14 protein-coding genes, 1 pseudogene and 2 riboswitches are annotated in these 14,596 nt (G+C 36.6%); of the genes and pseudogenes, 2 read left to right on the forward strand and 13 right to left on the reverse strand.

Annotation, left to right across the window (positions count from 1 at the left end; translation table 11 throughout):
* Positions 1-102: 102 nt before the first annotated feature.
* The 7 genes from LCM23_RS19885 to LCM23_RS19915 form a co-directional block, all read right to left on the reverse strand.
* Positions 103-945 carry a bifunctional 5,10-methylenetetrahydrofolate dehydrogenase/5,10-methenyltetrahydrofolate cyclohydrolase gene (locus LCM23_RS19885; RefSeq protein WP_224938487.1) on the reverse strand — a complete coding sequence of 281 codons (843 nt, stop codon included), beginning with the start codon at positions 943-945 and terminating at the stop codon, positions 103-105.
* A gap of 38 nt (positions 946-983) precedes the next feature.
* Positions 984-1,066, reverse strand: a riboswitch (ZMP/ZTP riboswitch).
* 732 nt (positions 1,067-1,798) lie between these two features.
* Positions 1,799-3,445: a glycerol-3-phosphate dehydrogenase/oxidase gene (locus LCM23_RS19890; protein ID WP_224938488.1), complete on the reverse strand. Its 1,647-nt coding sequence runs from the start codon at positions 3,443-3,445 to the stop codon at positions 1,799-1,801.
* A 37-nt stretch (positions 3,446-3,482) separates the two neighbouring features.
* Positions 3,483-4,973 carry a glycerol kinase GlpK gene (gene glpK / locus LCM23_RS19895; RefSeq protein ID WP_224938489.1) on the reverse strand — a complete coding sequence of 497 codons (1,491 nt, stop codon included), beginning with the start codon at positions 4,971-4,973 and terminating at the stop codon, positions 3,483-3,485.
* 15 nt (positions 4,974-4,988) lie between these two features.
* Positions 4,989-5,630, reverse strand: coding sequence for a phosphatase PAP2 family protein (locus tag LCM23_RS19900; protein ID WP_095372947.1), 642 nt, complete (start codon positions 5,628-5,630; stop codon positions 4,989-4,991).
* A gap of 66 nt (positions 5,631-5,696) precedes the next feature.
* Positions 5,697-6,557, reverse strand: a complete 861-nt coding sequence (gene ku, locus LCM23_RS19905) for a non-homologous end joining protein Ku (RefSeq protein WP_224938490.1) — start codon at positions 6,555-6,557, stop codon at positions 5,697-5,699.
* A gap of 194 nt (positions 6,558-6,751) precedes the next feature.
* Positions 6,752-7,006: a spore coat protein gene (locus tag LCM23_RS19910; RefSeq protein ID WP_224938491.1), complete on the reverse strand. Its 255-nt coding sequence runs from the start codon at positions 7,004-7,006 to the stop codon at positions 6,752-6,754.
* Positions 7,007-7,100: 94 nt separating this feature from the next.
* Positions 7,101-8,006: an ATP-dependent DNA ligase gene (locus tag LCM23_RS19915; RefSeq protein ID WP_224938492.1), complete on the reverse strand. Its 906-nt coding sequence runs from the start codon at positions 8,004-8,006 to the stop codon at positions 7,101-7,103.
* Positions 8,007-8,117: 111 nt separating this feature from the next.
* Here LCM23_RS19915 and ligD point away from each other — a divergent pair, with 111 nt between their 5' ends.
* Positions 8,118-9,323, forward strand: a complete 1,206-nt coding sequence (gene ligD / locus LCM23_RS19920) for a non-homologous end-joining DNA ligase (protein WP_224938493.1) — start codon at positions 8,118-8,120, stop codon at positions 9,321-9,323.
* Between the two features lie 321 nt (positions 9,324-9,644).
* Here the strand turns inward: ligD and dapF are convergent, their stop codons facing one another.
* The 6 genes and pseudogenes from dapF to LCM23_RS19950 all read right to left on the reverse strand — a co-directional run bounded on the left by dapF (position 9,645) and on the right by LCM23_RS19950 (position 14,061).
* Complete coding sequence (gene dapF / locus LCM23_RS19925; RefSeq protein ID WP_224938494.1) at positions 9,645-10,634, reverse strand: diaminopimelate epimerase; 990 nt, start codon at positions 10,632-10,634, stop codon at positions 9,645-9,647.
* A 128-nt stretch (positions 10,635-10,762) separates the two neighbouring features.
* A complete protein-coding gene (gene ribH, locus LCM23_RS19930; RefSeq protein ID WP_224938495.1) occupies positions 10,763-11,230 on the reverse strand; it encodes a 6,7-dimethyl-8-ribityllumazine synthase in 468 nt (155 codons plus the stop codon).
* Between the two features lie 46 nt (positions 11,231-11,276).
* Positions 11,277-11,867: pseudogene (ribB, locus tag LCM23_RS19935) on the reverse strand (3,4-dihydroxy-2-butanone-4-phosphate synthase); the annotation flags it as partial.
* A 10-nt stretch (positions 11,868-11,877) separates the two neighbouring features.
* Positions 11,878-12,519 carry a riboflavin synthase gene (ribE, locus tag LCM23_RS19940; RefSeq protein WP_224938510.1) on the reverse strand — a complete coding sequence of 214 codons (642 nt, stop codon included), beginning with the start codon at positions 12,517-12,519 and terminating at the stop codon, positions 11,878-11,880.
* Between the two features lie 260 nt (positions 12,520-12,779).
* Positions 12,780-12,922, reverse strand: a riboswitch (FMN riboswitch).
* A gap of 269 nt (positions 12,923-13,191) precedes the next feature.
* Positions 13,192-13,425, reverse strand: coding sequence for a hypothetical protein (locus LCM23_RS19945; protein ID WP_224938496.1), 234 nt, complete (start codon positions 13,423-13,425; stop codon positions 13,192-13,194).
* A gap of 27 nt (positions 13,426-13,452) precedes the next feature.
* Positions 13,453-14,061: a hypothetical protein gene (locus LCM23_RS19950; protein ID WP_224938497.1), complete on the reverse strand. Its 609-nt coding sequence runs from the start codon at positions 14,059-14,061 to the stop codon at positions 13,453-13,455.
* A gap of 152 nt (positions 14,062-14,213) precedes the next feature.
* Here LCM23_RS19950 and LCM23_RS19955 point away from each other — a divergent pair, with 152 nt between their 5' ends.
* Entirely contained in the window at positions 14,214-14,432 is a 219-nt protein-coding gene (locus tag LCM23_RS19955; protein WP_224938498.1) for a helix-turn-helix domain-containing protein, read from the forward strand.
* Positions 14,433-14,596: the final 164 nt, after the last annotated feature.

A 14,596-nucleotide genomic window follows, 5' to 3' on the forward strand; every position in this document is an offset into this window, starting at 1 on the left:
ATTTCTTGCAGTTACGACCACTTATCCAAATAATATATAACGAACTTTACAGCGTATATTTTATAATACATTGTTTTGTCGCTAAATGTCAATAGTTATTTCTCACTGAACCGTTTTCTCTGCTGAAGCTACAGTGTGTTTTAATAACATAGATATCGTTACAGGGCCTACTCCACCAGGGACAGGGGTAATGGCAGATGCTTTTTCATAACAGCTATCATAATGAGCATCGCCAATATTTCCTGGGTTGTATCCCGCGTCTAACACTACAGCCCCTTCTTTTAGCCAGCTTCCTTGAATAAAATTAGGTTTCCCAACAGCTGCAACAACAATATCAGCTTTGCTTAAATGTTCACTTAAATCCTTTGTTTTAGAATGACAAGTCGTTACAGTTGCATTACGATTGAGTAGTAATGCAGAAACAGGCTTCCCTAAAATAGGACTTCTTCCAACCACAACTGCATTTTTCCCTTCAACAGGAATGTCATAATAATCAATAATTTCCATAATAGCAGCAGGTGTACAAGATGGATAAACACCAAAACCAAGTGCTGTTTGACCATACCCCAGACTGGTGACACCATCCACATCCTTTTCGATGTCAATCGCTTCAAATGCTTTTCTTTCATCTATATGTGCAGGTACTGGATGTTGCAATAGGATACCATGTACATTTTTATCATTATTCAAATCCTGAATCGTTTCTATGAGTGTTTCAGTAGAAATACTTGCATCTAGATGTATTCTCTTTGATAGAATACCCAGTTTTTCACAGGCGTTGCCTTTCATGCGTACATACGTAGCAGAAGATGGATCATCTCCCACTAAAATAGTAGCTAAGCAAGGCGTTACTCCTTGTGCCGATAATTTTAATACTCTTTCTTTTAAGTTTTCTTTTACATCTTTCGAAACTTTTTGTCCGTCTAGTATCGTTTTTTCTTCCATGTCCATTCCCTCCGAAATAAAAAGAGATAAGGAAAACTCACCTCTGCCCAGACGACCGGCTAAACATAGACGCAGCTCCCCAGCGGTTATTTCCGCAATGTCGTCAGTTACTGCGATTTCTTCAGCTTCCTTTTTATTATAACAGAAAACACATATGTTTCAATAAAAATCGCGCTTATTGTTCGCCTTTTTGAATTTACGTCATAGGCTATTTTATTACTCTACATTTGATTATTGGTTGATTATTGCATAATTTTTGTTGAGAATCAAAAGTAATGCTGAGAACCACATAAAGGATGGGGAATATATCTTAATCAACGCTATACGACGTTATCTCTATTATAAGGAATAAATCAAAAAGCGAACCGCTTCAATGACGGTTCGCTGGTTATATTTGAGATTATTAAATTTCAATAAGTTCTTTACCTAAAACAACGAAAGCCCTACCTCTCTTCCATCCTTGCAACCCCGAAGCTGCGCCAGTGAGAATCAGGTTAAATCTTCATTTGTTCTTGAGAAAAGTAACTCTTTGTTGAATTGTATATTGGGGTTTAATTATTGAAGTAACCATATAAAGTTCATTTATGGGTAAATAGAAGATGATTTAAGAAGAATTTCAACTTACTTATGAAGTTGTCCACAAAATAGTTCTTAATTATAAACCTTGCTTAGCGAACTTTACTCTAAAGAGTAACTTTCACATCAAGAAAAGCCGTATGACTACCGACTATCTTTCTATCTCAAATACCACAATCTATTATAGTACTTTGGTAGATACATGTCAAATTCATTGGTTTTTTACGACAGGATATGAGAGAGACTCACTATATCCCGTCGCCACCCACGATTTTTTTTACCCGTTGTTTGTCGCCCAGTCAATCACTTCATTTAGTTCGTTCGTATATGATTGTGTTTGTTCAACTGTCCAGTCAAGCTCATCTGCCATGATCTCAATGATAGCCTTTTTATATGTGAACACACACTTAATGTTAAACAACAATGCGCCTGTCCGGCGGAAAAAAAAGTCTACAGGCGAAACAGCCATTTCATAATCAAGTGCATATTTTAGCTCCAACCATAAGACTCGTGGGATTAGATGCTCTCCTTTATGATATTGCTTAACCAAAGAGAATAAAACCGGCGCATTTGAACCATAACGCCTTAAGAGATAAAGAGACTCTTCTCCATTTAATCCAGCTTTTATCCCATCCTGTTTCTTTGATTCGATAAAAGTAGGGAAATATTTCGCTCCACCTACTCTTCCACCTGACAACGGTAGATGTTTTGTCATACTTTTTGAAAACAATAGTTGATATTCTTCTTTTAACATAAACGAAACTTTGTCTACAATTGTCTCGGCCATTTTTCGGTAACCTGTTAATTTACCACCAGCAATCGTAATTAAACCGTGCTCTGACACCCAGATTTCATCTTTTCTCGAAATTTCTGACGGTGACTTTCCTTCTTCATGAATAAGTGGACGCACACCTGACCAACTAGATTCGATATCTGCTTCTGTCACCTTCACATTTGGAAAAACCCCTTTAATTGCGTTCAGCAAATATTGCCTATCTTCATCTGTTATCGAAGGTTGCACAGGATCACCTTTATAAAAGGTATCGGTCGTTCCAACATAAGTTTTCCCTTCCCGTGGAATGGCAAAAATCATTCGACCATCTTCACTGTCAAAGTAAATAGCTTGCTCTAATGGGAAAATAGAATGATCGATGACAATATGAACACCTTTTGTTAGTTTTAAAGATTTATTTTTCATTTGCCCATCTTTATCTAAAAGCTGTTCCACCCAAGGACCTGTTGCATTCACGCATTTTTTTCCGAAAACTTGAAAAGACTCATTACTTAGTTGGTGTTGCACCTCAACACCAATAATCGTTCCATCCCTATAAACAAAATCAGTTACTTTAGCATAATTAATCACATCAGCTCCTCGATGAGCGGCTTCTTTCATCACTTCAATAGTTAACCGTGCATCATCAGTCCGGTATTCCACATAATGACCACCACCAAGTAAACCTTCTTCTTTCAATAATGGTTCTTTTATTAGCACCTCTTCTTTATTTAACATTTCTCTTCTTTCATCTCTTTTAACTCCCGCAAGGAAATCATAGACCTTCAACCCAATTGATGTTGTGAACTTCCCGAAAGTTCCTTTTTGATAAAAAGGTAAGACCATCCATTCTGGTTTTGTAATATGAGGGCCGTTTTCATACACAATCGCCCGTTCTTTTCCTACTTCAGAAACGACATGAAATTCTAATTGTTTTAAATAACGTAGACCACCATGCACAAGTTTAGTTGAGCGACTTGACGTTCCTGCAGCAAAGTCCTGCATTTCAATTAAAGCTACTTTCATCCCTCTTGTCACAGCATCAAGGGCAATTCCAGCTCCTGTAATACCTCCACCGATAACAACGAGATCATACTCATTGTTAGTTAAATGCTGAATGGTAGTAGAACGATTTTTCACAGAAAATTTCATTTTCGTACCCTCCTGTTTTTTCAAATGGTGAAGTACCTTACTTAAATGCCATTGTTGCGTTGATTGCTGTTTGCCAGCCTTGATACAGTTTATCTCTTTCTTTTTCATCCATTTCTGGTTGAAATTCTTTATCTAGATCCCACTTCTTGGTAAGTTGCTTTTTGTTTTCCCAAAAACCAACAGCCAAGCCTGCTAAATATGCTGCTCCTAAAGCTGTCGTTTCATTAATCTTTGCCCGTTCAACAACTGTATCCAGTAAATCTGCTTGGAATTGCATGAGAAAGTTATTTTTTGCTGCACCGCCGTCCGTCCGTAAAGAAGTGATATCAATCCCCGAATCCTCAATCATCGCTTGTAATACATCCTTCGTTTGATAGGCAAGTGACTCCAAAGTGGCTCTTATAAAATGTTCCTTTTCCGTTCCACGAGTTAATCCAAAAATAGCTCCCCTTACCTCACTATCCCAGTAAGGTGTACCTAAACCAACAAATGCAGGTACCATATACACACCTTCTGTTGATTGTACTTTTGTTGCGTAATCTTCACTATCCTCCGCATGCTTTAACATCCTCAAACCATCTCGTAACCATCCAAGAGCAGAACCGGCTACGAAAATACTCCCCTCAAGCGCATAGGTGATTTTACCATCTATCCCCCATGCTATCGTTGTTAAGAGACCATTATCTGAATGTACTGCTTTTTCACCTGTATTCATGAGCATAAAACAGCCCGTACCGTACGTATTTTTTGCCATGCCTTCAGTAAAACATGCTTGACCAAATAAGGCAGCTTGTTGATCACCTGCTGCGCCGGCTATAGGAACTGACTGACCGAAAAAATGATAAGGAGCCGTTTCTGCATATATCTCTGAAGAACTTTTCACTTCAGGCATCATAGAATGGTTTGCCCCAAATAAATCTAACAGTTCTTCATCCCATTTCAGGTCAAAAATATTAAACATTAGAGTTCTTGCCGCATTTGTATAGTCCGTGACATGAGCTTTACCACCGGATAATTTCCATATAAGCCATGTATCAATGGTCCCAAATAATACTTCCCCTTTTTTCACCTTTTCACGTGCACCTTCCACATGATCTAGGATCCACTTCACCTTTGTTCCAGAAAAGTAAGGGTCAATTAATAGACCAGTCTTTTGACGCACCTTATCTTCCAATCCGTCTTTCTTAAGCTCTTTACAGATGTCGTTCGTTTGTCTAGATTGCCAAACAATGGCATGGTAGATGGGGTCTCCTGATTCTTTGTCCCATAAAACTGTTGTTTCTCGTTGGTTCGTAATACCTATACCGGCAATTTGAATGGGAGTAACATTTGCCTCTGATAAAACACTAGCAATCACTGACAGTACACTTCCCCAAATTTCATTCGCATTATGTTCCACCCATCCAGGTTTCGGAAAATACTGTTTAATCTCTTTTTGCGCACTATGTACTGGTTCCCCTTCATGATTGAATAAAATTGCTCGAGAGCTCGTTGTTCCTTGATCTAATGAAAGAATATATTTTTCCAACCTTTTCCTCTCCTTTTATTTATTAAATATATGTTCATACATATGAAAAACCATAATTGAAAGCATTAACCAAATCGCTCCGACCAAAAAACCAGCCGCTACGTCACTAGGGTAATGGACACCTAAATATATCCTACTTAACCCAATCGACAAAATCAGTAACCCCATGATGATTGCTACAGCCCATTTCATACTTGTCTTTTTAGCTACATGAATGATGACAAAAGCAAGCGATCCGTAGAATATAAACGAGCCCATTGAATGTCCACTTGGAAAGGCATAGCCAGTTTCTTCAATTAATGGAAGGATATCTGGCCTTTCCCTTTTAAAATAGTGCTTAAGAGTCCAATTTAAAAGAGCCCCTACTCCCGATGTCAAACAAATATAAATAGCTAATGCATACTTCTTTTTTAAGACAAGAAGGACTATTACAACAACTGTGGCTATGACAAACCACAGCACAGAACCTAGGAAAGTAAAACGATCGATAAATGTGGTTAATGCAGGAGTTACATTTTGCTGGACAATATGAATGACCTCCATATCAAACCAAGCAAGATCATTGTTTGTGTAATCGAAAACGATAAACAAAAACATACCTAAAAATAGAATGAATAGTATGATGTTTGTCGTTATGTATAAGGTTGATTTTTTCATTGCCCATTCCTTTATATTTTTTAGGAAGTTGGAGAAGTCTAGACTTCTCCAATTGAATAAACAAAACTATGCTTCCTTCTTTGTCTTTGTAGCACTCGTTGATTTTTTCTTCTTTGACTTCGTCGTCGTTTTTTCTTTTTTCGGTTGTGTTGGTTTTGTTTGATCGATGGATGCTTGCAATGCAGCCATAAGATCAGTAACATTGGATGTCTTTGGTTGCTGTTGATTTGTTATTACTACCTCTTCCCCATTTTTCTTTGTTTCAATCAGTTCTAAAAGTGCTTGGCGATATTCATCTGTATATTTCTCAGGTTCAAATGTTGTCGTTAGTTGGTCTATCAATAACAATGCGGTGTCTAATTCTTTTTTGGCTATTTTTTCTTCTGCAGGAATATTAGGCACATCTGCAAAATTTCTCACCTCATCAGGAAAATGGATGGTTTCCATTACTAAAGTATTGTGAAAAACTCTTAGAAGGGCTAGCTGTTCTTTTGCGCGAATGATGATTTTCGCTATCCCTACTTTTTCAGACTCCTTCAAAGCTTCCCTTAACAAGGCATAAGCTTTCGATCCACTATCTCCTGGAGATATATAATAAGATCGAGAAAAATATATCGGATCTACTTCATTGATTTTGACAAAATCTAAAATCTCCACTGCTTTATCTTCATTTTCTTTTTTTAACGCTTGTAATTCCTCTTCATCAAGTACGATAAATTTCCCTTTCGTGTACTCATATGCTTTCACTATATCACTTTGTTCAACAGGTTCATCACATACAGGACAAACTTTCTCATACTTAATAGGCGAATGACACTTACTATGCAAATTACGCAATTTAATATCTTTATCTTCAGTTGCCGCATGCAATTTGATCGGGATATTGACTAAACCGAAACTAATGCTTCCTTTCCACATTGTGTGCATCAGAAAACCTCCTCCATTCTTATTAATTGTATTTTTTCTCTGAGGATTATTCATATACACGTACAATGTTGGTAAGATTAGCTACATCTCTTTTATATCTCTTCATCTAACACTGTCTTTACAAAAAAACAAGCATTAAAAACAATAAACACCACAGCTAAATCTGTGGTGTTTGTGAAATCTGAGCCATTTTTTTAATAAACCGGATAAGGTGGGTATGGTGGATATACAGGATATGGTGGATAAGGCGGGTACACCAGAGGTGCTAATAATGCGCCACCTAATAAACCTGCCGCTACACCACCTAAAAATGGACCACCAAAACCAAAACCAGGTCTCCCAAAGCCGGGACCGCCAAAACCGGGACCTCCCCCAAAACCAGGACGACCACCATAAGGCCTTCTATATAAGTGAGTCTGTGTATATACCGGGTAAAAGTGTTGATTCACCCTATAACCTCCTCTGTCGTTCTCTTTATATACTCCTTATAAACTATGTAAAACACCTAAATTTGCTGTAGGCAAAAACCTATCCGAAAACGATTTAAAAAACAAAAGACTGAATAACTGGTTGCCTCATTGTATGATCTTTTGTCCACTCTAAGAATGTAACCTTCACTTTTAAAATCGGAGATAGCCACTCATGATTTTTCAATAATCCGCTATAATTATGAAACGGACTTTCTCCCTGAAGAATTTGGTTAGTCACTTCAGTCACTTCACGCCAATCCTTTAAAGTAAGCTTGCTCGAGCCTGCACTACCGATATAAATCAGCTCACCCTTTTCATTATATATACCTAAATCAATTGAACGAATAAGTGCTCCATTATAAGTTACCCCTCCAACAACAGCAATAAGGTCCTGTTCTTTTTTCTTTTTTAACCAGCGTTCATCTTTTCCTCCTAATAGATAAGCACTATATAAATCCTTACAAACAATGCCCTCTAATCCTTGCTCTATGACAGCATCATATAATGATTGACAGTCTCTAAAACTTTGGACGATTTGAATCTCATTTGTTGGCTGGATGATTTCCATTAACATCTCCTGACGTCTATATAATGGGGTTTCAATTAGCCATTTACCGTTAAAATATAAGAGGTCAAATATCATATAAGTAATAGGAATTTCTGTCTGTAAATGATTGATTGTTACCGTATTCTTCCTCCGATCTCTTCTCATCACATCATAAAAAGAGGGAACACCGTCTTGAAAAGCGATTACCTCTCCATCTAAAATGAAGGAATTCCCCTTAATTAATGAGGGTAATTGATGTAATTCCGGATATTGGATGGTGCGCTCATTTCCTTTTCGATTAAACATCCTTAAATTCTCTTTTTCATAATAAGTCAATATCCTTGTACCATCCCACTTTACTTGCGCTATCCATTGATCGCCATTTGGAATTTCATTTGTCATTTTTGGTTCAAAAGGAATAATTGGCTTCATTGGATCGATCCTCACTTGTATGTCTTTTTTTAATCTAACCATACTATGACCATGTGTAATAGGTTTTATGAATGTAAACCAAAATGTAGAAAAAGGATGGTTGAAGGTCATATGAGGAAAAAAGGTCGTTTCTTTATTACTGGCTGGAATAATACAACTAATCAGTTTGAATATAGTATCGTATATCAAAATAAAGTAAAGGCAATGGGCGAATTTTCCGAAGGTCTAAATGAACAAGAATTGGCTATTTTAGTCAGCTTGATTCAAAAGAATGGAAAAAAAGTAAATCAAGTAAAATACAGCATCTCCCCAAGCATTTGTATTCAACTTTGCTTTCGCGACATAATTGAGGATACCTTGATTCTCCCTCAATTTATGCAATTCTTACCGAATGAGCAATGGGAAACATGTACTTGGGAGAGATTATTGATAGAAAATGCAAATATCGATTCTTCTATAGAAGTGACCCACCCAGAGAAACCGTTATGGGACAACCCAAAGATCAATAAAGAGCAGCTCATTGCTTATCTTGTTTCCGTCGCTCCACGGTTGTTACCGTTTGTGAAGAATAGATTGTTAACAACCATTCGCTATCCACATGGCTATATCGGGAAAGAATTTTTCTATCAGAAGAATAAACCTGATTATGCACCGTCATTTGTGAATTCTTTTACAAAAGACGAAATCGACTATATCCTTTGTAATGATTTATCTACCCTTGTTTGGCTAGGTAATCAATTAGCACTAGAGTATCATACCCCTTTTGAAACAATTGGCAGCGACCATCCGGTAGATATTGTGTTCGACCTTGACCCACCAGATGAAACACACTTTCTACTAGCTGTTGATGCTGCACAGAAACTAAGTAAGATTTTCGAAGAATTAAATATTATCGGATTTCCAAAATTAACTGGAGGTAAGGGTATACAAGTACATATCCCAATTATGCATCATCATTTTTCTTATGAAGATACCCGACTGTTTACTTCGTTCATAGCATCCTATTTAGTTGAGAAAAACCCAGATTTATTTACGACAGAAAGAATGAAAAAGAATCGCGGGAAAAAGTTATATATCGATTATATACAACATGCAGAAGGAAAAACGATGATTGCTCCTTACTCTCCTAGAGGCAGAGAAGGTGCGATAGTAGCAGCCCCTCTCTATTGGGATGAAGTAAATAAACAACTGCAGCGGGAGAATTTTTCACTAGACAACATCCGCAAGTATCGTTTAACTGATTGCTGTCCAATGGCAACTTTTTTCGAAACAAAAAATGACACGATTGCAAAAATTATAGATTCATTAAAAGAATAGACTATACACAAACGAAACTTTAGCCTATGCGATTTTTTTGTGACGGAAGTGAAAGCTAAGCAAATGTGATATGCACGTTATCCAATCCAAAACGCATTTAAACGATTGCCTTCTCCGTTTGCATATCACTCAAAAAGTAAACTGATTTGAACGTTTTGCTCATTCAGTTTGCACGACATCAAGGAGCGAAAACACTATGAAACGACCTGCTAATGCAATTTCTACGCGTTATTCAGATGAAAAAAACAAAAAACCGAACCAACACTATTTACTCATAAGTGTCGTTTCGGTCCAAAACCCATTTTCTTTCTTAAACATTTCTTAAGCATTTAATTGCTTAGTTAAAAAGGCAGAAGCCTCTTGTTGCAACTTCGCATATTGCATCATTTCTTCAATATATTCTTCGCTATTATCGACGGTAAATGTCCCTGGATGATTTATATCTACTTCAATTGTACATTGATAGACAAAGCTGGCATTACCAATAAGGTCGATTGTAAAGGTATCATTTTGCTTATGAACAACGCAACGGACCTTACCACCGTTGTTATAAACTTCAATCGGCTGCTCATAGGTATTGATCCTTTGCAGACATGTGACTAAACTTGAAGCCGACATCGCTGTCCCACATGCATTCGTAAAGCCCACACCTCTTTCATACGTACGAACAAAAATCCCACCTTCTGGAAGAGGTTTGACGAAACTCACATTTACACCATCAGGAAAGTAATCATTTTCTCCGTTGACATACAAACTTATTTCTTCTTGAATATCTGATTGCATCTGTTCTTTTTCGACAATAGCAACAAGATGGGGATTAGGTACAGAAAGAGCAGTAAAAGCGATATCTTCTGAAAGGTCTTCCATCTTTTCATTGACTAATTGGTGCTGATTGATGTGAAGTGGTAAAGTAGCAACATCAAATGATACTGGTGAAATTTCTACCTTGTAAGTAGGGATATCTTTATAAATATCGCTTTCTTTACTAACATGAAGGGTTACTTTCATCGTATCAATTGTCGCCTCTTTGATTTTCAATTTCTCACAAACATACCTCGCGACACAACGAAGACCGTTACCACACATGGAAGCTTCTGAACCATCTGCATTAAATACGCGCATTTTTGCATCAGCAACTTCACTGGCTAATATAAATAAAATCCCATCCGCACCGAGCTCACTGCCACGATTACAAAGACTAATCGTTAAATTCGCTCGTTCTTCATCACTCCAGCCAAAGGACTGCTCCATTTCATCAATAATAAAAAAGTCATTTCCCGAACCGTGACATTTAATTAATTCTAATTTCATCATAAACCCTCTTTCTCTTTTAGGCTCTTCATTTATCTTCTATACATGTTTTTACCATTGTTCATGTGAATATAAACGTAATATTATTATAACGAGAAAAAGAAAGAGGGAGCAAAGAAAATTAATTTTTAACGAAAATGTTTATTAAAATTACTCATTTCAATCGCATTAACAGCTGCATCCCAGCCTTTGTTACCTGCTTTTGTACCCGCTCTCTCAACCGCTTGTTCAATAGAATCAGTTGTTAACACACCAAAAATTACTGGAATCCCAGTTTGTAATGAAGTCGCTGCCACTCCTTTGGCTACCTCTGCATTCACATAATCAAAATGTGGTGTTGCCCCTCTAATGACTGTTCCAAGGGCAACAACCGCATCGTATTTGCCACTTTCCGCAAGTTTTTTCGCCGCTAAGGGAATTTCAAATGCACCTGGTACCCACGCTACCGTAATATCCTCTTCAGCCACATCGTGACGCTTGAAGCTATCTAATGCACCATCTAATAATTTTTTTGTAATAAACTCATTGAACCGTGATACAACAACGGCTACTTTCATTCCCGTTCCAATTAAATGTCCTTCTAGTATTGTATTCATTCTACTTCACTCCTAAATTAGATTAGTTTAATAATAATTGTGATTGCTTATAAGATATTAATTGTTCAATCGTAATCATCTTCAAATCATATTTTTCTGCTACTTTCTCTAACTCTGCTACTCTAGCCATTTCACCATTTTCTTTCATAATCTCGCATATAATCCCGACCGGACTTGCCTCAGCCAATTTCGCTAAATCTACCGCCGCTTCCGTATGGCCTGAACGCTCAAGGACGCCACCATCCTTCGCTATAAGGGGGAAAATATGACCTGGACGATTAAAATCTGATGCTTGTGTTTTGTCGTCTAACATTTTTTCTACGGTTAAAAACCGTTCAAATGCGCTTATACCAGTCGTTGTCTCTTTATAATCAATACTTACTGTAAAAGCAGTTTGATGGCTGTCTGTATTATTAGTTACCATCGGATGCAAGTCTAATTTTTTGGCGATTGACTGCTCAATCGGTACGCAAATAAGCCCTCTTCCCACTGTCGCCATAAAATTGATTGTTTCAGCTGAAGCATACTCGGCAACAGCGATAAAATCGCCCTCATTCTCACGATTCTCATCATCACTAACGATAATCACTTTTCCCATTTTCAAGTCAGCAATCGCTTCTTCAATTGAGTGACTCATATATTCCCTCCTAACTTAAGAATCCATTATTTTCTAATAACTGTTCGAAATTTCTTTCACGTTTCGATGTGTCTGAAAAGGCAAATACATATTTAGCAAATAAATCATATTCGATATTGACAGTATCATTTGGCTTTTTTTCACTAATCACCGTTTCTTCAGCTGTATGAGGAATTAACGCAATCGTAAAATAACCATCCCCTACCTCCATCACTGTTAATGAAGTGCCATCAATAGCAACAGATCCTTTAGGTAGAATTAAATGCTGATACTGCTCGGATAGTGAAATTGAAAGATAAATCGCATTTTCTTGTCTTTGTTTTTTTAGAATTTTTCTCGTTTCATCCACATGACCACTTACATAATGGCCGCCAAATCTTCCACCTGCTAACATCGCCCTTTCTAAATTCACATTGCTTCCTACTTTTAAAGAGGAAAGCGATGTTGCATGAAAAGTTTCTGGCATCACATCTGCTGTAAAACTTCTTTGTTGGAATTCGGTCACTGTTAAACAAACACCGTTTACAGCGATGCTATCACCGATATGGATATCATCCATAATCTTTGTAGCATTGAACACTAATTGGATAGTAGATCCACGATGAATCGTTCTTTGTACAGTACCGATTTCTTCGATAATACCTGTAAACAGAATGATCAACCTCTCTGCATAAGATTTATTCGTTTAAGTAAAAGTTGGAATTTTCCGCTCGGGGCAAATACGCGGTATCGGGAGAGTTTGTTGAAAATTACAAAAAGAGTTGGACTCACACTTATCGTTATCCCATATCATCACCACCCTTTTTAAAATACTCATGAATAAATAAACCCGTATACGAATACGTATACGGGAAAAGTAATCATGGCCAAATAAACGTCAAAATCAACTGTTTTTGAACGTTTTTACACACACGCATCCTTCTCCCATCCAGACTATACTGTCGGCTTTGGAATTGCACCAAATCCACCGTTCTCATTCCTGAGCCCGGGTCACGGACTAAGAGGTTACCCTCATCACCGCCGGTTGGGAATTTCACCCTGCCCCGAAGGATATTCTATTAAATTGTTGATACTAGAGGAAACTATAGGAACTTAGAAACGTTGATATATCAGCGTTTCTTTCGTTTTTCGATATTTTCTTTATCCTCTAGTAGTCTTGAGATAACCTCTCTTTTCCTACCATTTCAGATAAAAAACCTACCAAAATCCTACCGTTTTTACTAGAGTATCTATATACAGAATAAATGCACTTCAATAAATAATCAATAGTAAAAAGATTAAATAGGAGTTTGTACACAAAAAAACTGCTAAAAAATTAGCAGCATTACTCGTAAACCAAATCATCCTCATAAATCTCTTCCTCGGTACAAGGATCAAAAGCTTTAATATCTTCAACAATCGTCTCAGCAACTTCCATCTCAATTTCTTCACCATCAGACTTAATAAAAGAGAATTTAAATTTAACACCTCTTTCAATTTCTTGTTGTAACTCCTTAGCAGTTTGATCAGAAAGGTCAGCTAATGTAATTTTTAAATCCCCAAAAATAAAGTTTTTCATATGTAAATCTCTCCCTTTTAAATGTTATTATTTTTTACTACGAAACAAAAAGTTATAATCTCGATTTTCTTTATTCAGTATCTCTGTGACATGTCTATACGAATCAATTCGACCTTGCAACATTCCTCTAGAAAAATCTCTTGGGTGCCCACTTTCCTCTTCCTTCTTCAGCATTTCTTCAAAATCCACTACCAACGAATTTAAATAATCTAATAATTCTTTTTCTTTTAATCCCATTTTATTTATCTCCCCTTTTATAGGAGGGAACAGGATAACCTCCCCATCCCCTCTACACGTTAGTAAGCTGCCAATCATCCTCAACATAATCCATCCCAATGTAGATATACTTTTAGTTAAAAATTCATACATTGATGTGTTGTTCATTTTTGCGATAATCCGTTTAGCATATTGTTCATAGGTGATATCATCAAGCATAATTTCACCTAGGACTATTATCTTTGTTACTGGTGTTTCTTCATAAATACCTGGTAAAACCTCATGAACCCTATGCAGATACACTTGCTTATCATCAAAAGCAATACACATCTCGTGATTAAAGAGATAAGCGACTGGATAGTATTCATGATGATTATCAACTTGGAATCTTAATCTTATTTCTTTTAGTTCGATTTTCATAGTTCACCTCTTTTTAAAGAATTTCTTTAACTTTCTAAAGAAATTATAATATCTTCTAAAGGTGAAGTCAACACTTTTGTAAAAATATCTTTAACTTTTTAAAGATTTTCTTTATAATGTAATTATAGATAGAAAATGAGGTGGTTGGTTTAATGATTTCTTATGCGCCATTAATGTCTACGTTACATAGAATGAAAATGTCTAAATCAGATTTACAGGAGGCTATCGGAGTATCATCTGCTACAATAGCAAAACTAAGTAAGGATGAACCAGTTTCTTTAAAAGTGATCGATGACATCTGCAATAAGCTAGGCTGTAAAGTAGAAGAAGTAATTACTCATATTAGAGACGAAAAAAACCACCAACAGTAATCTGTTGGTGGTTTCAACTCTTTCAATCATTGAGCCCTCCTTTATAATTGTCATTTTATTTTAAAATACTGATGTTAAGTCATCTATACTCTCATTATCTATACTATCTTTCGGATCATATATAAAAACTTTTGGTTTTCCAATGGGACTTATTTTCTCATCGT

The sequence above is a fragment of the Cytobacillus kochii genome, assembly GCF_020171845.1.
In the GTDB taxonomy this organism is placed as follows: domain Bacteria; phylum Bacillota; class Bacilli; order Bacillales; family Cytobacillaceae; genus Cytobacillus; species Cytobacillus kochii.

Excerpts from the sequence above, each read along its gene's own strand:
- ku (WP_224938490.1), bottom strand. The coding sequence starts at position 6,557 with ATGCACACAATGTGGAAAGGAAGCATTAGTTTCGGTTTAGTCAATATC.
- ribH (WP_224938495.1), bottom strand. The coding sequence starts at position 11,230 with ATGAATACAATACTAGAAGGACATTTAATTGGAACGGGAATGAAAGTA.
- LCM23_RS19885 (WP_224938487.1), bottom strand. The coding sequence starts at position 945 with ATGGAAGAAAAAACGATACTAGACGGACAAAAAGTTTCGAAAGATGTA.
- dapF (WP_224938494.1), bottom strand. The coding sequence starts at position 10,634 with ATGAAATTAGAATTAATTAAATGTCACGGTTCGGGAAATGACTTTTTT.
- LCM23_RS19950 (WP_224938497.1), bottom strand. The coding sequence starts at position 14,061 with ATGAAAATCGAACTAAAAGAAATAAGATTAAGATTCCAAGTTGATAAT.
- LCM23_RS19955 (WP_224938498.1), top strand. The coding sequence starts at position 14,214 with ATGATTTCTTATGCGCCATTAATGTCTACGTTACATAGAATGAAAATG.
- LCM23_RS19945 (WP_224938496.1), bottom strand. The coding sequence starts at position 13,425 with ATGAAAAACTTTATTTTTGGGGATTTAAAAATTACATTAGCTGACCTT.
- LCM23_RS19890 (WP_224938488.1), bottom strand. The coding sequence starts at position 3,445 with ATGAAATTTTCTGTGAAAAATCGTTCTACTACCATTCAGCATTTAACT.
- LCM23_RS19900 (WP_095372947.1), bottom strand. The coding sequence starts at position 5,630 with ATGAAAAAATCAACCTTATACATAACGACAAACATCATACTATTCATT.
- ligD (WP_224938493.1), top strand. The coding sequence starts at position 8,118 with ATGAGGAAAAAAGGTCGTTTCTTTATTACTGGCTGGAATAATACAACT.
- LCM23_RS19915 (WP_224938492.1), bottom strand. The coding sequence starts at position 8,006 with ATGAAGCCAATTATTCCTTTTGAACCAAAAATGACAAATGAAATTCCA.